Annotated in this window: 20 protein-coding genes; 6 read left to right on the top strand and 14 right to left on the bottom strand. The window is 59.7% G+C overall.

The window, feature by feature from the left end:
- Positions 1-2: 2 nt before the first annotated feature.
- From emhB to EAH74_RS07975, 3 genes are all read left to right on the top strand, one after another.
- On the top strand, positions 3-3,167 hold the full coding sequence (gene emhB / locus EAH74_RS07960) for an efflux RND transporter permease subunit EmhB (RefSeq protein WP_140677503.1): 3,165 nt from the start codon (positions 3-5) through the stop codon (positions 3,165-3,167).
- Positions 3,164-4,624, top strand: a complete 1,461-nt coding sequence (gene emhC / locus EAH74_RS07965; RefSeq protein WP_140677505.1) for an efflux RND transporter outer membrane subunit EmhC — start codon at positions 3,164-3,166, stop codon at positions 4,622-4,624. The genes emhB and emhC overlap by 4 nt, the downstream gene beginning before the upstream one ends.
- Before the next feature lie 440 nt (positions 4,625-5,064).
- On the top strand, positions 5,065-6,324 hold the full coding sequence (locus tag EAH74_RS07975; RefSeq protein WP_140677507.1) for an OprD family porin: 1,260 nt from the start codon (positions 5,065-5,067) through the stop codon (positions 6,322-6,324).
- Positions 6,325-6,475: 151 nt separating this feature from the next.
- Here EAH74_RS07975 and pcaC read toward each other — a convergent pair whose 3' ends face one another.
- From pcaC to pcaR, 11 genes are all read right to left on the bottom strand, one after another.
- Positions 6,476-6,868, bottom strand: coding sequence for a 4-carboxymuconolactone decarboxylase (gene pcaC, locus EAH74_RS07980; RefSeq protein WP_033060940.1), 393 nt, complete (start codon positions 6,866-6,868; stop codon positions 6,476-6,478).
- A 10-nt stretch (positions 6,869-6,878) separates the two neighbouring features.
- Positions 6,879-7,685 carry a 3-oxoadipate enol-lactonase gene (pcaD, locus tag EAH74_RS07985; RefSeq protein ID WP_140677509.1) on the bottom strand — a complete coding sequence of 269 codons (807 nt, stop codon included), beginning with the start codon at positions 7,683-7,685 and terminating at the stop codon, positions 6,879-6,881.
- A gap of 11 nt (positions 7,686-7,696) precedes the next feature.
- Entirely contained in the window at positions 7,697-9,061 is a 1,365-nt protein-coding gene (locus EAH74_RS07990; RefSeq protein ID WP_140677511.1) for a 3-carboxy-cis,cis-muconate cycloisomerase, read from the bottom strand.
- A 45-nt stretch (positions 9,062-9,106) separates the two neighbouring features.
- On the bottom strand, positions 9,107-10,411 hold the full coding sequence (locus EAH74_RS07995; RefSeq protein ID WP_140677512.1) for an MFS family transporter: 1,305 nt from the start codon (positions 10,409-10,411) through the stop codon (positions 9,107-9,109).
- 198 nt (positions 10,412-10,609) lie between these two features.
- A complete protein-coding gene (gene pcaG / locus EAH74_RS08005) occupies positions 10,610-11,176 on the bottom strand; it encodes a protocatechuate 3,4-dioxygenase subunit alpha (protein WP_140677515.1) in 567 nt (188 codons plus the stop codon).
- Between the two features lies 1 nt (position 11,177).
- Positions 11,178-11,882, bottom strand: coding sequence for a protocatechuate 3,4-dioxygenase subunit beta (gene pcaH, locus EAH74_RS08010; RefSeq protein ID WP_140677517.1), 705 nt, complete (start codon positions 11,880-11,882; stop codon positions 11,178-11,180).
- Between the two features lie 37 nt (positions 11,883-11,919).
- Complete coding sequence (gene pcaF, locus EAH74_RS08015) at positions 11,920-13,125, bottom strand: 3-oxoadipyl-CoA thiolase (RefSeq protein ID WP_193560124.1); 1,206 nt, start codon at positions 13,123-13,125, stop codon at positions 11,920-11,922.
- Positions 13,122-13,901, bottom strand: coding sequence for a CoA-transferase subunit beta (locus tag EAH74_RS08020; protein ID WP_140677521.1), 780 nt, complete (start codon positions 13,899-13,901; stop codon positions 13,122-13,124). Before EAH74_RS08020 ends, pcaF begins: the two co-directional genes overlap by 4 nt.
- Positions 13,901-14,758, bottom strand: a complete 858-nt coding sequence (locus EAH74_RS08025) for a CoA transferase subunit A (RefSeq protein WP_007947285.1) — start codon at positions 14,756-14,758, stop codon at positions 13,901-13,903. Before EAH74_RS08025 ends, EAH74_RS08020 begins: the two co-directional genes overlap by 1 nt.
- Before the next feature lie 269 nt (positions 14,759-15,027).
- The gene (locus tag EAH74_RS08030; RefSeq protein ID WP_140677523.1) at positions 15,028-16,374 is read right to left on the bottom strand and encodes an MFS transporter; all 1,347 of its coding nucleotides are present in this window, start codon (positions 16,372-16,374) and stop codon (positions 15,028-15,030) included.
- Positions 16,375-16,663: 289 nt separating this feature from the next.
- Positions 16,664-17,506, bottom strand: a complete 843-nt coding sequence (gene pcaR / locus EAH74_RS08035; RefSeq protein ID WP_008147316.1) for a pca regulon transcriptional regulator PcaR — start codon at positions 17,504-17,506, stop codon at positions 16,664-16,666.
- Positions 17,507-17,999: 493 nt separating this feature from the next.
- On the opposite strand from pcaR, the gene EAH74_RS33585 reads away from it, so the two are divergent.
- The 3 genes from EAH74_RS33585 to EAH74_RS08045 all read left to right on the top strand — a co-directional run bounded on the left by EAH74_RS33585 (position 18,000) and on the right by EAH74_RS08045 (position 20,228).
- Positions 18,000-18,128, top strand: a complete 129-nt coding sequence (locus EAH74_RS33585; protein ID WP_259696353.1) for a hypothetical protein — start codon at positions 18,000-18,002, stop codon at positions 18,126-18,128.
- A 47-nt stretch (positions 18,129-18,175) separates the two neighbouring features.
- The gene (locus EAH74_RS08040; RefSeq protein WP_007935837.1) at positions 18,176-18,376 is read left to right on the top strand and encodes a hypothetical protein; all 201 of its coding nucleotides are present in this window, start codon (positions 18,176-18,178) and stop codon (positions 18,374-18,376) included.
- 376 nt (positions 18,377-18,752) lie between these two features.
- Complete coding sequence (locus EAH74_RS08045) at positions 18,753-20,228, top strand: inorganic phosphate transporter (protein WP_123366871.1); 1,476 nt, start codon at positions 18,753-18,755, stop codon at positions 20,226-20,228.
- A 171-nt stretch (positions 20,229-20,399) separates the two neighbouring features.
- Here the strand turns inward: EAH74_RS08045 and ccoM are convergent, their stop codons facing one another.
- The 3 genes from ccoM to EAH74_RS08050 all read right to left on the bottom strand — a co-directional run bounded on the left by ccoM (position 20,400) and on the right by EAH74_RS08050 (position 21,261).
- Positions 20,400-20,513 carry a cytochrome c oxidase subunit CcoM gene (ccoM, locus tag EAH74_RS33670; protein WP_010462558.1) on the bottom strand — a complete coding sequence of 38 codons (114 nt, stop codon included), beginning with the start codon at positions 20,511-20,513 and terminating at the stop codon, positions 20,400-20,402.
- A 144-nt stretch (positions 20,514-20,657) separates the two neighbouring features.
- Complete coding sequence (locus EAH74_RS33055) at positions 20,658-20,819, bottom strand: hypothetical protein (protein WP_170206616.1); 162 nt, start codon at positions 20,817-20,819, stop codon at positions 20,658-20,660.
- 100 nt (positions 20,820-20,919) lie between these two features.
- Positions 20,920-21,261 (bottom strand): aspartate-semialdehyde dehydrogenase, encoded by a 342-nt coding sequence (locus tag EAH74_RS08050; protein ID WP_095128015.1) that lies wholly within the window; start codon positions 21,259-21,261, stop codon positions 20,920-20,922.
- Between the last annotated feature and the right edge of the window lie 169 nt (positions 21,262-21,430).

A 21,430-nucleotide genomic window follows, 5' to 3' on the forward strand; every position in this document is an offset into this window, starting at 1 on the left:
CCATGTCCAGATTTTTTATCGACCGTCCGATTTTCGCCTGGGTAATTGCCTTGGTGATCATGCTGGTCGGGGCTCTATCGATCCTCAAACTCCCGATCAACCAATACCCGAGCATTGCGCCTCCGGCCATTGCGATCCAGGTGACTTACCCTGGCGCGTCCGCACAAACCGTGCAGGACACCGTGGTGCAAGTGATCGAGCAACAGCTCAACGGTATCGATAACCTGCGTTATGTCTCCTCGGAAAGTAACTCCGACGGCAGCATGACCATTACCGCGACCTTCGAGCAGGGCACCAACTCCGATACCGCGCAGGTTCAGGTCCAGAACAAGCTGAACCTGGCCACCCCGCTGCTGCCGCAAGAAGTGCAGCAACAGGGTATCCGCGTGACCAAGGCAGTGAAAAACTTCCTGATGGTGATCGGCGTGGTGTCGCGCGACGGCAGCATGACCAAGGACGACCTGTCCAACTACATCGTGTCGAACATGCAGGATCCGATCTCGCGGACCGCCGGTGTTGGTGACTTCCAGGTCTTCGGTGCCCAGTACGCAATGCGGATCTGGCTCGATCCGGCCAAGTTGAACAACTTCAACCTGACCCCGGGGGACGTGAAAACCGCCATCGCCGCGCAGAACGTCCAGGTGTCGTCCGGTCAGCTCGGTGGCTTGCCTGCCGTGGCCGGCCAACAGTTGAACGCGACGATCATCGGCAAGACCCGTCTGCAAACGGCTGAGCAGTTCAAGGCGATCCTGTTGAAGGTCAACAAGGATGGTTCGCAAGTGCGTGTCGGCGACGTGGCGGATGTCGGTCTGGGCGGTGAAAACTACTCGATCAGCGCCCAGTTCAACGGCAGCCCAGCCTCCGGTCTGGCGGTGAAACTGGCCAACGGTGCCAACGCCCTCGACACTGCAAAAGCCCTGCGCAAGACCATCGAATCCCTCAAGCCGTTCTTCCCGCAAGGGATGGAAGTGGTATTCCCTTACGACACCACGCCGGTGGTGACCGAGTCGATCAAGGGTGTGGTTGAAACCCTGGTCGAAGCGATCGTGCTGGTGTTCCTGGTGATGTTCCTGTTCCTGCAAAACTTCCGCGCCACCGTCATCACCACGATGACCGTGCCCGTGGTACTGCTGGGGACCTTCGGGATCCTCGCGGCGTTCGGCTTCAGCATCAACACCCTGACCATGTTCGGTATGGTGCTGGCCATCGGTTTGCTGGTGGACGACGCCATCGTCGTGGTGGAGAACGTCGAACGGGTCATGAGTGAAGAAGGCCTGCCACCCAAGGAAGCCACCAAGAAATCCATGGGGCAAATCCAGGGTGCACTGGTCGGTATTGCCCTGGTGCTGTCGGCGGTACTGTTGCCGATGGCATTCTTCGGCGGTTCCACCGGTGTGATCTACAAGCAGTTCTCGATCACCATCGTCTCGGCCATGGCCCTGTCGGTACTGGTTGCACTGATCTTTACCCCGGCGCTCTGCGCCACCATGCTCAAAGCGATTCCCAAGGGTGAGCACGGCGTCCCGAAACGCGGATTTTTCGGCTGGTTCAACCGCAACTTCGACCGTAGCGTGAAAAGCTACGAACGCGGCGTTGGCAACATTCTGCGCAACAAGGTGCCGTATCTGCTGGTGTACGTGATCATCGTCGTCGGCATGATCTGGTTGTTCCTGCGTATTCCATCCGCGTTCCTGCCGGAAGAAGACCAAGGTGTACTGTTTGCCCAGGTGCAAACCCCGGCCGGTTCCAGTTCCCAACGCACGCAAGTGGTCGTGGACGAGATGCGTGAGTTCCTGCTGCGTCCGGGCAAGGACGGCGGTGAAGGTGATGCGGTGGCCTCGGTGTTCACCGTGACCGGCTTCAACTTCGCCGGCCGTGGTCAGAGTTCGGGTATGGCGTTCATCATGCTCCGACCGTGGGACGAACGTAACGCCGACAACAGCGTGTTCAAAGTCGCGGCCCGTGCCCAACAGCATTTCTTCACCTTCCGTGACGCCATGGTGTTTGCGTTCGCACCTCCAGCGGTGCTGGAGCTGGGTAACGCCACCGGTTTCGACGTGTTCTTGCAAGACCGTGCCGGTATCGGTCACGACGCACTGATGGCTGCACGCAACCAGTTCCTCGGCATGGCGGCGCAGAGCAAGGTGCTGTCGCAGGTCCGCCCGAACGGTCTGAACGACGAACCGCAATACCAACTGGAAATCGATGACGAGAAGGCCAGTGCCCTGGGTATTACCATCGCCGACATCAACAGCACCCTGTCGATTGCCCTGGGCAGTAGCTACGTCAACGACTTCATCGACCGCGGTCGGGTGAAGAAGGTTTACGTACAAGGCCAGCCGGGCGCGCGCATGAGTCCTGAAGACGTGAAGAAATGGTACGTACGCAACAGCGCCGGCACCATGGTTCCATTCTCCGCGTTCGCCAAGGGTGAGTGGATTTACGGTGCGCCGAAGCTGTCGCGTTACAACGGCGTAGAGGCGATGGAAATCCTCGGTGCCCCGGCACCCGGCTATTCCACCGGTGAAGCCATGGCCGAAGTCGAAGCCCTGGCCCAGAAACTGCCGGCCGGTGTTGGTATATCCTGGACCGGCCTGTCATACGAGGAACGACTGGCGGGTTCGCAGGCGCCGGCGCTGTTTGCGTTGTCGATCCTGATGGTGTTCCTGTGTCTGGCCGCGTTGTATGAAAGCTGGTCGATTCCGATTGCGGTGGTGCTCGTGGTGCCGCTGGGGATTATCGGTGCCTTGATGGCGACCAGCCTGCGCGGTCTGTCCAACGACGTGTACTTCCTGGTGGGTCTGTTGACCACCATTGGTCTGGCGGCGAAAAACGCCATTCTGATCGTCGAGTTCGCCAAAGACCTGCATGAACAGGGCAAGAGCTTGCAGGAGGCCGCCATCGAGGCTTGCCGCATGCGTTTGCGTCCGATCATCATGACGTCCCTGGCGTTTGTCCTCGGCGTCGTGCCCCTGGCCATTTCCACCGGCGCCGGCTCGGGTAGCCAGCACGCCATCGGTACGGTAGTGATTGGCGGTATGATCACCGCCACCGTATTGGCGATATTCTGGGTCCCGCTGTTTTTCGTCACCGTGTCGGCCATGGGGCAGCGCAAAATCGCTGACCAGGACGACGCTCTAGAACCTTCTAAAGAGGCTGGCTTATGAGCAAGTCGCTACTTTCCCTGGCTGTTGCCGCCTTCGTGCTCGGTGGCTGCTCGCTGATACCCGATTATCAGCAGCCTGAAGCACCGGTAGCGGGCCAGTACCCGCAAGGCCCGGCGTATTCGCCGGCCCAGGCGCCTGCCCAGGCTGCCGCCGAACAGGGCTGGAAGCAGTTTTTCCATGACCCGGCGCTGCAACAGCTGATCCAGGTCGCCCTGGAAAACAACCGTGATCTGCGTGTCGCGGCGCTGAACATCGACGCCTTCGCGGCCCAATACCGCATCCAGCGTGCCGATCTGTTCCCGGCCGTGTCGGCCAACGGCACCGGCAGCCGTCAGCGGGTCCCGGCTCGGGCCTCGCAGACCGGCGAAGCGGACATCACCAGTTCCTACTCGGCCACAGTCGGCATCAGCGCCTATGAACTCGACCTGTTCGGTCGGGTTCGCAGCCTGAGCGAAGAAGCGCTGCAGAAGTACTTCGCCACTGAAGAAGCGCGCCGCAGCACCCAGATCAGCCTGGTGGCCAGCGTGGCCAATGCCTATCTGACCTGGCAGGCCGACAAGGAGCTGCTGAATCTGACCAAGGACACCCTCGGTGCGTTCGAGGAGAGCTACAAGCTCACCGCCCGCAGCAACGAAGTGGGTGTCGCCTCGGCCCTGGACCTCGCCCAGTCGCGTACCTCGGTGGAAAACGCCCGCGCGCAACAGGCCAAGTACACCCGTCAAGTCGCCCAGGATGAAAACATCCTGGTGCTACTGCTCGGCACCGGTGTCCCGGCCAACCTGCAAGCGGCCAAACCATTGGCTGACGACCTGCTGAGCGACGTGCCGGCCGGTCTGCCATCAGACTTGCTGCATCGTCGTCCGGACATCCTCCAGGCCGAATACGACCTGAAAGCGGCAAACGCCAACATCGGCGCGGCGCGGGCGGCGTTCTTCCCGAGCATCAGCCTGACCGCCAATGCCGGGACCCTGAGCCCGGACTTGTCCGGTCTGTTCAAGGGCGGTTCGGGCACCTGGTTGTTCCAGCCGCAGATCAACCTGCCGATCTTCAACGCCGGCAGCCTGCGCGCCAGCCTGGATTACTCAAAAATCCAGAAAGACATCGGCGTGGCGAACTACGAGAAGTCCATTCAAACGGCCTTCCAGGAAGTCGCCGATGGCCTGGCCGCCCGCCAGACCTACACCGATCAGTTGCAGGCCCAGCGTGATTTCGTCACCGCGAACCAGGACTACTACCGTCTGGCCGAGCGTCGCTATCGCATTGGTGTCGACAGCAACCTGACCTTCCTCGATGCCCAACGTCAGCTGTTCAGTGCCCAACAGGTACTGATCACCGACCGTTTGGCGCAACTGGTCAGTGCCGTCAATCTGTACAAGGCACTGGGCGGTGGCTGGAACGAGCAGACGGCGAAGAACGAACCGTTGAAAGAAGAAGCGCCGAAGCTGAAGTTGTTCTGATAGCGCTGTAAGACAAGAAGCCCACCTTTTGGTGGGCTTCTTGTTGTCTGCGGGAAAGTTGTGGCGCCAGGACTGGCCTCATCGCGAGCAAGCTCGCTCCCACAGGAGATTTGTGTCTGCCACAGATCGCATGCGCACAGAATGACCAATGTGGGAGCGAGCCTGCTCGCGATGAGGCTGGAACAGACAACACAAATTCCCAGCCAATCTTATGTTCGATAATCGCCCAAAACCCGCTTTTCCCGATTGAACCATCCAGTCCATTCCCCGCACCATTCGTCGCACAAGACCAATGACAACAGGTTCGACACCATGCCCCCGCGCCCTGCCCTGTCTGGCTGATCCCGTTCGTTTTTGTCCTGATTTCAAATTTTTGTCTGCACCCCCCAGGTGGCGGCAGCACCCCGTTTCACACCTAAAAATTAGAGAGACCCGAGCACATGACACCTTCCAATACTCAATACTTGTTCCCCAGCCTCATCGCCGTTGCACTGGCCAGTACGGCTCTGCCCGCCATGGCCGAGGAGTCAGGCTTTGTCGAAGGTGCCAAGGTCAACCTGAACCTGCGCAACTTCTACATCAACCGCAACTTCACCAACCCGACCAAAGCTCAGGGCAAGGCAGAGGAGTGGACACAAAGTTTCATCCTCGACGCCAAGTCCGGATTCACCCAGGGCACCGTCGGGTTCGGCATGGATGTGCTGGACCTGTACTCGGTGAAACTCGACGGTGGTAAAGGCACGGGCGGTACGCAGTTGCTGCCGCTGGATCACGACGGTCGCCCGGCGGACAACTTCGGTCGCACCAACGTGGCGTTCAAGGCCAAGCTGTCGCAGACCGAAGTGAAGGTGGGCGAATGGATGCCGGTGCTGCCGATCCTGCGTTCGGACGACGGTCGTTCCCTGCCGCAAACGTTTCGTGGTGGCCAGATCACCTCGAAGGAAATCAACGGCCTGACGCTCTACGGCGGCCAGTTCCGCGCCAACAGCCCGCGCGACGACAGCAGCATGAGCGACATGTCGATGACCGGAAAACCGGTATTTACCTCCGACCGTTTCAACTTCCAGGGCGGCGAATACACCTTTAACGAGAAGCGCACCCAGATCGGTGTGTGGAACGCCGAACTCAAGGACATCTACAGCCAGCAGTACGTGAATCTGATCCACAGCCAGCCCATCGGCGACTGGACCCTGGGCGCCAACCTCGGTTTCTTCTACGGCAAGGATGACGGCAGCGCCCGGGCCGGCGAGTTGGACAACAAGACGTGGTCAGGCCTGTTCTCGGCCAAATACGGCGGCAACACCTTCTATGTCGGCCTGCAAAAACTCACCGGCGACAGCGCGTGGATGCGGGTCAATGGCACCAGCGGCGGCACCCTGGCCAACGACAGTTACAACGCCAGTTATGACAATGCGAAAGAAAAATCCTGGCAGGTACGGCATGACTACAACTTCGTCGCCCTCGGCATTCCCGGCCTGACCTTGATGAACCGCTACATCAGCGGCGACAACGTCCACACCGGCACCATCACCGACGGCAAGGAATGGGGCCGCGAAAGCGAACTGGGTTACACCGTGCAGAGCGGCGCGCTCAAAGACCTCAACGTCAAATGGCGCAACTCGACCATTCGCCGGGATTTCAGCAACAACGAGTTCGATGAAAACCGGTTGATCGTCAGCTATCCGATCAGTTTGTTGTAAACCTCACCACCGCCATCGTCGGAATGCCGCCCAGACCAAGCCCGGCTCCCACAGGGATTTTCAGTGAACACAAAATTGACGTTCACGCCGAAAACTGTGGGAGCGAGCCTGCTCGCGAAGGCGTCAGCTCAGACACCGCAAATCGCCAGAATCACTCCCGCGATTCGACGCCAAGCTCATCCCACACCGACTCCGCCAGGTGGAACGTCGCATTCGCCGCCGGAATGCCGCAATAGATCGCGCTCTGCATGATCACTTCCTTGATCTCGCCGCGGGTCACGCCGTTGTTGGCGGCGGCGCGCAGGTGCAGTTTGAGCTCTTCATTGCGGTTCATGCCGATCAGCATGGCCATGGTGATCAGGCTGCGGGTGTGGCGCGGCAGTCCCGGACGGGTCCAGATGTCGCCCCAGGCGTGACGGGTGATCATCTCCTGAAACTCCGAGTTGAACTCGGTCAGCGCGTTCAGGCTGCGGTCGACGTGGGCGTCGCCGAGCACTGCGCGGCGGACTTTCAGGCCTTCGTCGTAACGTTGTTTCTCGTCCACAACAATCCCCTTAATGAGCTGACAAAAACGTCACTACCCGGTCACTGAACGCAGCACCGGCCTGGACGTTGGACAAGTGCGCGGCGTAGAACTCGGCGTACTCGGCGCCCTGCACATGTTCCTGAATGAAGTGCCCACCGGACGGCGGTGTGACCGCGTCTTCGGTGCCGGCAATGACCAGCAGCGGCACCTTGATCGAGGACAGCTGATCGCGGAAATCGGCATCGCGCACGGCGGCACAGTTCGCGGCATAGCCTTCAGGCGAGGTGGCGGCGAGCATGTCAGTAATCTTCTTCGCGGCGGCAGGATTGGTTTCAGCAAAATCCGCGGTGAACCAGCGCGCAATCGACGCATCACGCAGCGCGACCATGGCGGCCGGACCGTCACGCAGCACGGTTTCAATGCGCGGGTTCCATACCGACGGATCACCGATTTTCGCCGCGGTGTTGCACACCACCAGTTTGTTCAGGCGATCACCCGCGTTGATCCCCAGCCACTGGCCAATCAGCCCACCCATGGACAAACCGCAGAAATGCGCGCGTTCGATGTGCAACGCATCCAGCAGTGCCAGCACGTCATGACCTAGTTGCTCGATGTTGTACGGCCCCGGCGTGACCAGAGATCTGCCATGACCCCGGGTGTCGAAACGCAGCACCCGGAAATGCTCGGTGAACGCCGCAATCTGCGCGTCCCACATGTGCAGGTCGGTGCCCAGCGAGTTGGACAGCACCAGCACCGGTGCATCCGCCGGGCCATCGAGTTGCGGCCCTTGAATTTGGTAGTGCAGTTCGCCCTCGGCGAGTTGTACGAAAGCCACAGCAATCTCCTTCAGGCAGTCAACGCAGAATGTTCAGCCACCGCTCGCTCGACCCAGGTATGGGCCTGACCGAGGTAATGGGCGGGGTCCAGCAGATGATCGAGTTCAGCGGCAGAAAGCTCCGCGGTCACTTGCGGCTCGTCGCCGAGTATCGCTCGTAGATGACGTTGTTCTGCCACTGCTCTCTTGCAGCATTGCTCCAGCAAATGGTGCGCGGTGTCGCGGCCGACCCGTTGGGCGAGCACGATGCTCACCGCTTCGGCGAGCACCAGCCCTTGGGTCAGATCAAGGTTGCGGGCCATGCGCTCGGCGTCCACTTCCAGCCCATCCGCCACCAGCATCGCTTGTTTCAGGCTGCCGGACACCAGGCAGCAAATCTCCGGCAGGGTTTCCCACTCGGCATGCCACAGGCCCAGGCTGCGCTCGTGTTCTTGAGGCATGGCGCTGAACAGCGTCGAGAGCAAACCGGGTACGCGAGTCGCAGCGCCGATCAACACCGCCGCGCCCACCGGGTTGCGTTTGTGCGGCATGGTCGAAGAACCGCCCTTGCCCGGCGCGGAAGGTTCGAACACTTCAGCGGCTTCGGTCTGCATCAACAGGCTGATGTCACGGCCCAGTTTGCCGAGGCTGCCGGCGATCAATCCCAGTACCGAGCCGAACTCCACCAAGCGGTCTCGCTGGGTGTGCCAAGGTTGATCCGGCAGTGTCAGTTTCAATTCTTCAGCCAGCGCCTGGGCAATCGGCATCGCCTGCTCGCCGAGGGCCGCGAGGGTTCCGGAGGCGCCGCCGAACTGCAGCACCAGCAGTCGCGGTTTGAGTTGTTGCAGACGTTGACGGCTGCGAGTGACAGCGCCCAGCCAACCGGCGATTTTCATGCCGAGGGTGACGGGTGTCGCGTGCTGCAACCAGGTGCGCCCGGCCAGCGGTGTGGCGACGTAGCGCAACGCCTGGGTCGCCAGCGTTTCGCCCAGTTGCGCCAGATCGCTTTCGATCAGCGCCAGCGCGCCACGCAGTTGCAACACCAGACCGGTGTCCATCACGTCCTGGCTGGTAGCGCCCAGATGCACATAGCGCTCGGCTTCGGCATGGTTGGCCGCGATCTGTTTACCCAGCGCCTTGACCAAAGGAATTGCCGAATTGCCGGCCGTGGCAATCGCCTCGCCGAGGGCGGCGAAGTCGTAATGCCCGGCCTGACAGGACGCTTCAATCGGCGCGACAGCCGTTTGCGGAATCAGCCCGACTCGCGCCTCGGCCCGAGCCAGCGCCGCTTCAAAATCAAGCATCGCTTGAACCCGACCCTGATCGCAGAACACCTCACGCATGTCGCGGGCAGTGAAATAGGCATCGAACAATTGATTGCCCGGTCGCTCGTTCATAAACAGTCCCTGGAGGCGTGGGCCGGTCAGGCCCACGGGTAAAGATCAAAGGTCGTTGTGCAAGTACTTCGCCTGTTTCGGCAAGCGCAGGCTGAACAGGAACGCCACCGCCATCATCACCGTCACGTACCAGTAGAAGGAGTTTTCCATGCCCCCGGCTTTGAGGCTCAGGGCCACGTACTCGGCCGAACCGCCGAAGATTGCATTCGCCACCGCATACGCCAGGCCGACGCCCAAGGCGCGTACTTCCGGCGGGAACATTTCGGCTTTTACCAGGCCACTGATGGAGGTGTAAAAACTGACGATCGCCAGCGCTACAGTAATCAGCACAAACGCCAGAAACGGACTGCTGACGCTTTTCAGGCTCAGCAGGATCGGCACGGTGAACAACGTCCCCAGAGCGCCGAACCACAGCATCGAGTTACGTCGGCCGATCTTGTCCGCGAGCATGCCGAACAGCGGCTGCATGCACATATAAAGGAACAGGGCGCCGGTCATGATGTAGCTAGCGGTCTTGGCCTGCATGCCGGCGGTGTTTACCAGGTACTTCTGCATGTACGTGGTGAACGTATAGAAAATCAGCGAGCCACCGGCGGTGTAACCGAGCACGGTAATGAACGCAGCTTTGTGGTCGCGGAACAGCGCACGGATGCTGCCGGCGTCCTTGTTTTCGCGCATTTCCTTGCTGGTGGTTTCCTTGAGCGAACGGCGCAGGAACAGCGAAATCAACGCCGCCAACGCACCGACGACAAACGGGATCCGCCAGCCATAGGCGCGCAAATCATCCTCAGTGAGGAACTGTTGCAGGATCACCACCAGCGACACCGCCAGCAATTGCCCACCGATCAGCGTCACGTACTGGAACGAGGCGAAGAAACCGCGCTGGCCCTTGAGGGCAACTTCACTCATGTAGGTCGCGGTGGTGCCGTACTCACCGCCCACCGACAGGCCCTGGATCAAGCGGGCGAACAACAGCATGATCGGCGCCCAGACACCGATGTCCTTGTAAGTCGGCAGGCAGGCGATGAGCAACGAACCGAAGCACATCATCAGAATCGAAATCATCATCGAATTCTTGCGTCCGTGCTTGTCCGCGACACGGCCAAAGATCCAGCCACCTATGGGCCGCATCAGGAACCCGGCGGCGAAGACGCCAGCCGTGTTGACCAACTGTACAGTCGGGTTATCTGAAGGAAAAAAGGCCGGGGCAAAATAGATCGCGGAAAAAGCGTAGACGTAGAAGTCGAACCATTCGACGAGGTTGCCGGACGAGGCGCCGACAATCGCGAAGATCCGTTTACTGCGCTCTTCGCCGGTGTAGTGCGCTGTAGTAGAGGTGTTAGTTGTCATTGTTTTTTACTCAATGGGGACTGTCAGAGTCTAGACACACTTTGCAACAGCCCCGTTCCACAAATGCATTACCTGAGCGCAACACAGTCCCTGTGGGAGCGAGCCTGCTCGCGAAAGCGTCGGCACAGGCAACATTGATGGTGGCTGATACGACGCCTTCGCGAGCAGGCTCGCTCCCACAAGGTTAGCGGTGCTCACTCAATAGTCGAAGAACACCGTCTCTGCATCAGTGCCCTGCAAAATCACATTCCACTGGTAAACACCCGACGTATCAGTCTTGGCCAGCAAGGTATGGCGGCGTTCAGACGGCACACATTCCAGCAGCGGATCCGCCACGTTGGCCGGTTCGCCATCAAAGTAAATCCGCGTCAGCAAGTGCTTCACCAACCCGCGAGCAAACACCAGCACCACCAGATGCGGCGCCTGAGTCGTGCCTTTCAAGCCTTCTACCGTGCCCGGCTTGATCGTGGTGAAACGAAAGCGCCCTTGCGCATCCACCGGCACCCGGCCAAACCCTTCGAAGTTCGGGTCCAGGGGTTTGTCCTGATCGTCTTCGGGGTGGTCATACTTGCCGGCGGCGTTGGCTTGCCAGACTTCCAGCATCGCATCGTTGACGACGTCGCCGTTGCCATCGATGACTTGCCCGGTGATCGCCACGCGCTCGCCCAGGGTTTGTTCGACCGTCAGGTCTTCGCGGTTCAACCAGGTCAAACCAATGTGGTAATACGGCCCGACGGTGTGGGATGTGGTCGCGTTCAGCGTCATCTTATTTCTCCATCGGCGTGGCTTCACGGCCGCGCAAGACGATGTCCCAGCGATAACCGAGGGCATAGGAAGGTATGGTTTTTTCCAGGTCGAAACTGGCGATCAAACGCTCTTTGGCGCTGGTGTCCGGTACGCAGTTGTAGATCGGGTCATACGCCAGCAATGGATCGCCCGGGAAGTACATCTGCGTGACCAGGCGCGTCAGAATGCTCGGCCCGAACAGTGAGAAATGGATGTGCGCCGGGCGCCACGCGTTGTGGTGGTTGCCCCACGGATAGGCGCCGGGTTTGATGGTCTGGAATTGGTACCAGCCATCAGCGTCGGTCACGGTGCGGCCGGTACCGGTGAAATTCGGGTCCAGCGGTGCATCGTGCAGGTCGCGGTCATGGTTGTAGCGACCGGCGGCGTTGGCCTGCCAGATCTCCACCAGAATCCCCGGCACCGGCAAACCATCTTCATCCAGCACGCGGCCATGGATAATGATGCGCTCACCCAGTGGCTCACCCTTGTGCTGGGCGGTCAGGTCGTTGTCCTGCGCTTGGATGCGCTCGGCACCGATGGTCGGACCGGTAATTTCCGACAGCGAATGGGGCAAAAACACCAACGGCTTGGACGGCGAGCGACGGTTAGTGGATTGATACGCCAGGTGCAGATATTCCGGCTGAGTGCCTTCCTGCGGGCGGCGGTAACCAGGCTTGTCAGTCATGGAGCATTTCCTCAGTTCTTATTAGTCACGCCGCGTGTCAGACCCGTTCGATCGCCAAGGCCAGACCCTGGCCCACGCCGACGCACATGGTCGCCAGACCTTTCTTGCCACCGGTCTTTTCCAGCTGATGCAGCGCGGTCAGTACCAGGCGGGCGCCGCTCATGCCTAACGGATGGCCCAAGGCAATGGCGCCACCGTTCGGGTTGACCTGGGCCGCGTCGTCCGCCAGCCCCAGTTCACGCAGCACCGCCAAGCCTTGGCTGGCGAAGGCTTCGTTGAGTTCGATCACATCAAAATCGCTGACGGCCAGGCCGAGGCGCTCGGTCAATTTGCGCACCGCCGGCACCGGGCCGATGCCCATTACACGCGGTGCGACACCGGCACTGGACATGCCCAGTACTTTGGCGCGGGCGGTCAGACCGTGCTTTTTCACGGCGTCGCCGGAGGCCAGAATCAGCGCCGCAGCACCGTCGTTCACCCCGGAAGCATTGCCGGCAGTGACGGTTTTGTCGGGACCATTGACCGGTTTGAGTTTGGACAGGGTTTCCAGCGTGGTGTCGGCGCGAGGATGCTCATCCTGGGTGACGACACTTTCACCCTTTTTGTGGGCAATTCGCACTTCAACGATTTCTTCGGCGAAAAATCCTGCGGCTTGTGCGGCGGCTGTCCGCTGCTGACTGCGCAGTGCGAAAGCGTCCTGATCGGCGCGGGAAATTTCGTAATCGTCTGCCACGTTGTCGGCGGTCTGCGGCATCGCATCCACGCCGTATTGGGCTTTCATCAACGGGTTGATAAAACGCCAGCCGATGGTGGTGTCTTCCAGCTTCATGTTGCGCGAAAACGCCGCATCCGCCTTGCCCATCACGAACGGCGCGCGGGACATCGACTCGACGCCGCCGGCAATCGCCAGCTCCATTTCACCGCTGGCGATGGCGCGGAAGGCGGTACCAATGGCATCCATCCCCGAGGCGCAGAGGCGATTGAGGGTCACGCCCGGAATGGTTTCCGGCAGGCCCGCCAACAACAGCGCCATGCGCGCCACGTTGCGGTTGTCTTCGCCGGCCTGGTTGGCGCAGCCGAGGAACACATCGTCCACCGCGTTCCAGTCCACCGACGGGTTGCGCTCCATCAATGCCTTGATCGGCACGGCGGCCAGGTCGTCGGCGCGAACCGCCGCCAGGCCACCGCCGAAACGGCCGATGGGGGTGCGAATCGCATCGCAGATATAAACGTCGCGCATCAGGCTTCTCCGGGTGCTTGGCCGTGGGCCGCGGCGGTGCGGGCTTCCAGATCCCTGAGCGCCTTCAGTTCGACCTCGGTGGGCTCGGCGGTGTTTTCAACCGTGTCGGCGAAGCGAATCGCCCAACCGGTGGCGGCGACCACTTGTTCACGCGTCACGCCTGGGTGCAGCGCGGTGACCACGAATTCATGGGTATCCGCTTCCGGCTCCATGATGCACAGGTCGGTAATAATGCCGACCGGACCGGCGCCCGGCAGGCCGAGACGCTTGCGCGAATCACCGCCCTCCCCATGGCCGACCGAGGTAATGAAGTCGAGTTTGTCGACAAAGGAACGCGCCGATTGCTTGAGGATGATCAGCACGCTTTTGGCCGAGCCAGCGATCTCCGGCGCACCGCCGGCACCCGGCAGGCGGACTTTCGGCTGATGGTAGTCGCCGACCACGGTGGTGTTGATATTGCCGAAGCGGTCGACTTGCGCGGCGCCGAGGAAACCGACGTCGATGCGCCCGCCCTGCAACCAATAGCGAAAAATCTCACCGGTCGGGACGACGGTGTCAGCGGTTTCCGCCAGCTCACCGTCACCGATCGACAGTGGCAGCACGCTCGGCTTGGCACCGATCGGACCCGATTCGTAGATAAGGACTACATCCGGCGAGGAAGTCAGACGCGCCAGGTTGGCGGCTTTCGACGGCAGGCCGATGCCGACGAAGCACACCGAACCGTTTTTCAAACGGCGGGCAGCGGCGACGGTCATCATTTCATTGGTGGTGTAAGTCATTACTTGGCCTCCGAAGCAGCGGCCAGCTTGGCCTGGAACTCGCTGAAGTCAGCGCAGCCGTGGATGTACTCGTTGATCCACGCGGTGAAGGTTTCACGGTCGCGGGCAATCGGGTCCCAGGCTTGGTAGAAACGGTTATCGCGCTCGTTGTAACCGTGAGCGTAGGACGGATGCGCGCCGCCAGGGACGTGGCAGACCGCGCTCAAGGCCCAGGTTGGCAGCACACAAGAGTTCATCGGTGCATTGAGGTCGTCGACGATTTCTTCGACGGTGACGATGCAGCGCTTGGCGGCCAGTGCAGCTTCTTTCTGCACACCGAGAATGCCCCACAGCAGTACGTTGCCTTTGCGGTCAGCCTTCTGCGCGTGAATCACGGTGATGTCCGGGCGCACCGAAGGCACGGCCGCCAATACTTCACCGGTGAATGGGCAGGTGACGGTTTTGATCAGCGGGTTGACCTTCGGCAGGTCGGAACCGGCGTAGGCACGCAGCACCGCGAACGGTAGGCCGGAGGCGCCAGCGACGTAGGCATTGGCCAGGTCGGCATGGCTGTGTTCTTCGATTTCCAGCGCATGGGGCCACTGCTTCTCGACGGCGTCACGCAGACGGTGCAGCGAACCGACGCCCGGGTTGCCGCCCCAGGAGAAAATCAACTTGCGAGCGCAACCGGCGCCGATCAACTGGTCGTAGATCAGGTCAGGCGTCATCCGCACCAGGGTCAGGTCTTTCTTGCCCTGGCGAATGATTTCGTGACCCGCCGCCGTAGGGATCAGATGAGTGAAGCCTTCGAGCGCGACCGTATCGCCGTCGTTTACGAATTGCTTCACCGCGTCGTGCAGCGAAAGGATTTCAGCCATGGGGCAGGCTCCCGTTTTGTTATGAACCGACAGTGGAAGAAAAAGGCGCGATGCGCAGCGCCGGAATGACTGAAGAGTAAGCCCCTGAAAAACGCCAAACAATCCGATAATCGACTAAGCGTTCGTTTATCGAACACATTGTTGTCTGGCTATCGTTCTCTGTCGCCTGCAAAAGATCGCAGCCTGCGGCAGCTCCTACGGGTGTTCACTTTCCTCTGTAGGAGCTGCCGAACGCTGCGATCTTTTGCTACACCACTGTCTCAGCCGGATCAGGTCGCATCCGCATGGCTGACCATGCCCTTGATCACCACCGCCGTGGTTGCCAATGCCGCTGGAATCACCAGCGCTGTCAGTACCTGCTCGAAGTTCCAACCCAGCCCCAGCAGCGTTGCGCCCATCCATGCACCGAGAATCGCGCCAAAGCGGCCAATCCCGAGCATCCACGACACCCCGGTCGCCCGCCCCTGCGTCGGATAAAACCGCGCCGCCAGTGAAGGCATCGCCGATTGCGCGCCGTTGACGCACATCCCGGCTACGAGCACCAACGTCGCCAGTAGCGTGATGTTGCCCAGGCTCTGCCCTACCGCGTAGGCAAATACCCCGGCGAATAGATAGAAAATGCCGATAACCTTGTGCGGATTGAACCGGTCCATCGCCCAGCCCACGCCCACTGCGCTCAACACCCCGCCAAACTGGAACAACGCGCCGATGAATGCCGCCTGCTCCATGCTCGCGCCACTGTCACGCATCAGCGTCGGCAGCCAACTGGTCAGCAGATAAACAATCACCAGCCCCATGAAGTAGGTCAGCCACAGCAACAAGGTGCCGGTGCTGTAGGTGCCGGAGAAGATCACCGCGAACACGTTGCGCGCCTTCACGGTTTTCTGTTCCGGCACGCTGAAGCTCGCAGCCTGGGCGACGACGATTGGATCAATGGGCGCCAGGGCCTTGCGCACTTTGTCAGTACCGCGATTGCGGACGACGAGGTAGCGTGCCGATTCCGGCAACCAGAACAGCAAAACGACGGCGAGGATCAGCGGCAAAATCCCGCCGATCATCAGCAGACTGTGCCAACCAAAGGCCGGAATCAGTTTGGCGGAAATGAAACCGCCGCCCGCCATGCCGAGGTTGAAGCCGCAGAACATGCTGGTCACCAGCAGGGATTTCTTGCGTTCCGGGGTGTATTCGGACAGTAGCGTCGTGGCGTTCGGCATGCCGGCACCAAGGCCCAGGCCGGTGAGGAATCGCAGCACCAGCAACTGATCGACGTTGGTGCTGTACGCCGAAGCCAGGCTGAACGCGCCGAACAACAGCACCGCGCCCACCAGTACGATTTTTCGCCCGAAGCGGTCAGCCAATGGGCCAGAACCCAGCGCGCCGAAGACCATGCCGATCAGCGCCGCGCTCATCACCGGGCCGAGACTGGCGCGGTCGATGCCCCAATCCTGAGACAGGGCGGGCGCGATGAAACCCATGGCCGCCGTGTCGAGGCCGTCGAGGAAAACAATCAGGAAACACAGGATCACCACTCGCCATTGGTAGCGCGAAATGGGTTGAGCATTGATGAAGGACTGCACGTCGAGGCAGTTTCCTACAGCAGACTGAGGCTGGTTCATTATTTTTATTCCACGCAAAGAACGCAGTCGAACAGGTGCCAACCGAGGCTGACACTGTCACAAGAAAGAGGTGTCGGAATCAGGCGATGCGGTTCCGGCAGGGAAACCGATGGGAACAGCGACAGTCGGGAAACATACGCATGGGAAGTGCCTCTTTTCATTATTATTGGGGTCGTCGTCCGGCAATGGAGCGAGAACAGCAGCGCCGGATGCCGCTGCCGCGACATTAATGATCCAAGGGAAAGAGCGTCAATTCGATAAACGCGACTCTGTGCGTTTATCGAACAGCTTAGGCGAAGAGTTGCGCGCTGAGGTCGCGACTCGCGCTCAGAAGGCCCGGCAGGAAACGTTGTTCCAGCTCGTTGCGGCTGACTCGACCGGCGTGGGTACTGACGTTTAGCGCCGCTACGACTTGGCCGGAAGCGTCGTACACTGGAACGGCAATCGAGCGCAGGCCCTGCTCCAGTTCCTGATCGACAATGCACCAACCTTGCTGCCGCACCTCTTGCAGGCATTCGAGCAACGCCTCGGGGGTGTGCAGGGTTCGGCTGGTCTTGGCTTGCAGCTCTGCATGGTCGAGGTACTCTCGCAGTGATGTATCGTCCAGCGCCGCGAGAAGAATCCGGCCCATTGAAGTGCAATAGGCGGGCAGACGTCCACCCACCGACAGGTCAACGGAAATCAGTCGCTGGGTGGTGGCCGAACGAGCGATGTACAAGATGTCATCGCCTTCCAGAGTGGCCATGTTGCAGGCTTCATGAAGTTGCTCGCTCATGCGGTCCAGGTAAGGCTGAGCGGAAACCGCCAGCGGCGTCGAGGACACATAGGCATGGCCAAGCGTCAGTACTTTGGGCAGCAGCGAATACGTGCGGCCGTCGGTAGTGGCGTAGCCGAGTTTGATCAGCGTGTGCAGGCAACGTCGCACAGCGGCGCGGGGAATTTCCGTGCGGTGGCTGATCTGGGCGATGGTGAGGTGACGTTTGCGCTCCTGGAACGCTTGCACCACGGCCAAGCCACGGGCCAGGGATGTCATGAAATCCGGGTCGCCAGTCAGTGCCTGGATCCGCTTGGCGGGCGAGGCAACGATCGGCGGCGCCACTGAAGCGAAGGAATTGCGCATTTGATCGTTCATATAAGGTCCTTTTCCCACACGGTTCAGCGGCTATTACAAGCGTCAGCCGGTCCCTCACACAACCCCGGACAGCCAAGACTGTTCGATTATCGAACCATCGACCGATAATCGCAATCGGACCAGCCGATTATTGAACGGGCTTGCACCTATTTTTACACTGGCTCTGACGCAGACTAAAAGGGTCGATGTAATTGTCCTAACTTGTTCGACTTAATGGCGTCAGAAAGGCATCACTGTAACGTCGTGCCGCCGAACGACCTAGTTAGCCGTATAAAGTTGCGAGTAACAAAACAATCACACATCAAGACCCACTTTTAACTCTTTGGTGATAGTGTTCTTCGAATCGACCGCTATAATGCAATTCAGTGGTGTCCGGTTTTTAATTGCCGATTCCGCCACCCGGTAGCGCGATGTTCCATCGCCGTTACCCGCAGCAAGCGCCTGACACTTATTTCATATGCTTAGCCAAGGCGTTCGCTGAAACAGGAAACTGATGCTACGTCAGCTGTTTATCTCTGGTGCCGTGGCCGCCTGCAACATGGAAGTAATTGATCGCAATGCCGTAAAAAATGATGCCTTTGCGGGTCTTGTCCTTTCGGCGAGCGTGGTCAAATACATTTGATGCAGCGCGTTTCACCAGAGTTTATCTCAACTCAATCAGGTAGCACTGTGACGAAAGACGAACTGCGCGCGGAACTTGAGCGCCAGGAACAACGTTACAAGGAAGTTTATGGCGGGGAAGTCACCACCTACGCCGCTCAGCCCGAACCGGAACGCAAACCCTGGCGTAAACGCGCCACCGTTCAGGATCAGGCTTTCACTCAAGAATTGCAGAAAATGGAAAAGGAACTCAAAGCCGAAGAGCCATAAGCCCTCGGCCTGAATCCTTTCAAGGGTCTGCGTCTGCACCCGTTAAAAACGGGATGTATCGATGATGCCTTTCGCGCCCGCTACCAGCGGGCAGCGGCCACCTCACCCACCGGATGAGGCAAATGGCGCATGTCTGGCCCTCTTTTCAGATACTTCACACAAGCGTTAAAACCTCTTGTTTCTACGAGAGGACGCCTTGTGGCTGCGGCCTTTTCAAAGAAATTCAATGACTTGCAAAACCCAGTAAAAACCTGGGCCTTGGGCTGCTGTCACAAATTAATTCGTTGAAGAATGTTACCGATGAGCACCTAGTGCATCGATTTGCAGTCTTTTCTGGCATAATCGCGCCCCCTTACGACCGGGTCAGAAAACCTTCATGATCGATTTATTCAGCGGACTAGATGCTTGGGTGCTTGTGAGCCTCTTGCTCGCCCTGGCCTTTGTCCTCGCCTTCGAGTTCATCAACGGCTTTCATGACACCGCTAACGCGGTGGCCACTGTTATCTACACCAAAGCCATGCCGCCCCATCTGGCGGTGTTCTTTTCCGGTGTGTTCAACTTTCTCGGCGTGCTGCTGGGCGGTGTCGGCGTGGCGTATGCCATCGTCCACCTGCTGCCGGTAGAGCTGCTGATCAATGTGAACACCGGTCACGGGCTGGCCATGGTGTTCTCGCTGCTCGCCGCAGCCATCACCTGGAACCTGGGCACCTGGTACTTCGGTATCCCGGCTTCCAGCTCCCATACGCTGATCGGGTCGATCCTCGGTGTCGGCCTTGCCAATGCCTTGATCAACGATATTCCGTTGGCTGATGGCGTGAACTGGCAGAAGGCAATTGATATCGGTGCGTCCCTGGTGTTCTCGCCAATGGCCGGTTTCATCGTTGCCGCTCTGGTGCTGATCGGACTGAAATGGTGGCGTCCACTGTCGAAGATGCACAAGACGCCGGACCAGCGCCGCAAGCTCGATGACAAGAAGCACCCACCGTTCTGGAACCGTCTGGTACTGGTGATCTCGGCCATGGCCGTGAGCTTCGTGCACGGTTCCAACGATGGCCAGAAAGGTATCGGCCTGATCATGCTGGTACTGATCGGTATCGTGCCGGCGCAGTTCGTACTCGACCTGAGCAGCACGACTTATCAGATCGAGCGGACCCGCGATGCGACCCTGCACCTGAGTCAGTTCTATAAGCGCAATGCCGAAACGCTGGGTGAGTACCTGGCCTTGGGAAAAAGCGTGGAAGGCGATCTGCCGGAGAAGTTCCGTTGCAACCCGCAACAGACCGAACCGACCATCACCGCCCTGCTCGGCACCCTTAAAGGTGTAGCGGACTACCACTCGCTGCCGTCTGAAAGCCGCATCGAAGTGCGTCGTTATCTGCTCTGCCTGGACGACACGGCGAAGAAAGTGGGCAAGCTGCCTGGCCTCGCCCCCCGTGAAAAGGCTGACCTGGACAAGCTGCGCAAAGACCTGACCACCACCACCGAATATGCCCCGTTCTGGGTGATTCTGGCGGTCGCCCTGGCACTCGGCCTGGGCACCATGGTCGGCTGGAAGCGCGTGGTTCTGACCATCGGCGAGAAGATCGGCAAGCAAGGCATGACCTACGCTCAAGGCATGTCTGCACAGATCACCACCGCGTGCATGATCGGCCTCGCCAACATCTTCAGCCTGCCGGTTTCCACCACCCACGTCCTGTCCTCGGGCGTGGCCGGCACCATGGTCGCCAATAAAAGTGGCCTGCAAGGTGGCACGGTCAAAACCATCCTGCTGGCCTGGGTCCTGACCCTGCCAGCCACAGTGGGCCTGTCGGCCGGCCTGTTCTGGCTGGCGTCGAAGGCACTGGGCAGCTGATACATCGCTGCAACGAAAAAGGCGCGCCTCGTAAGAGCCGCGCCTTTTTCATGCCTGCGATCTTCCAAACACCACATTTGATCTCCATACATCCTCAAGAAATCGCAGGCAAAAAAAAGGGCAACCGAAGTTGCCCAAAATGCCTTGCGTGCTCATTGCTTCCAGAAGGACCTACGGTTTGCGCTTATGCGAATCCTTCCAGATAAAAAATCCAAACCCTGCAAAAAACAGAACCATGAGGCCGACTGTCAGCACTCCGGCGATCACCACGTTGTCGAAAAACATGACTGGCCTCCTGCACTTGCCTTGTTGCGATGGGGCTAAGTTAACCAATCAGGCAGGGGAAAAAATTGACCGGGATCAATGTCGCCCGAGACTGGGCGTAAAGGAGGGGAAATAACTGACCTGCATCAACAGATGCAGGGTGTTTCAACGCTTTTTCGGTTTGTTCTTCGGCTTTTTCTTCGCTTTACCCAACGGCATGGCGTGCTCGAACGCCTGGCGCACTTCGTTCAGGCGCTTTTCATTAAGGTCATGAACCCGCTTGGCGCGTTCGGCGTTGAGGTCGGTCAGCTTGTCGTCTTGGCTCATGGTGCTCAGTGCATCGCTTGGAATGAATTTCAGTTGCCGAATCTGCAGGCAAGGATGTGCCAATAATGCGGTCTGATCGCGGCGCTGACCAGCCGTGACCTCAAATCTGGATATCGACCCACAAACCCTGCCGTGGCTGATCTTCCATCAATGGCGCCACTGGCACGGTATTGTCAGCGTTGAGCTCGTCACCGGGAATCGCCAGGTGCTCTTCAGGATCTTCATCGGCTTCCCGGCGGCGCCTTTGCTGTTCCTGCTTGCGGCGCTGTTCCTCGCGCAGCTGAAACGCCGCCTCTTCCGGATCGCGCTGTTGCAGGTCGATGGTGCTTTCGTTGGAGCTTTCCTGCACCGGTACCACGGGCGGAATATCCGGCCGCTGGCGAATCGGATCCTGCTGTGAGGTGATTGGCACGGCACTCAAGGGGAGCATCGGTGGCAGCATAATTATTAGTCTCCTGTCAGCAGGCTGTCGGCTGCGGGGATGGCGACTTGAGCCATCGGTCGCAAACTGTGACCCGTTTTGCACTTGTAGGAGCTGCCGCAGGCTGCGATCTTTATCGGACAACATAGAACTCAAGCGTTCCCCAAGATCAAAAGATCGCAGCCTTCGG

The sequence above is a fragment of the Pseudomonas mandelii genome, from assembly GCF_006438925.1.
GTDB classification, from domain to species: domain Bacteria; phylum Pseudomonadota; class Gammaproteobacteria; order Pseudomonadales; family Pseudomonadaceae; genus Aquipseudomonas; species Aquipseudomonas mandelii_C.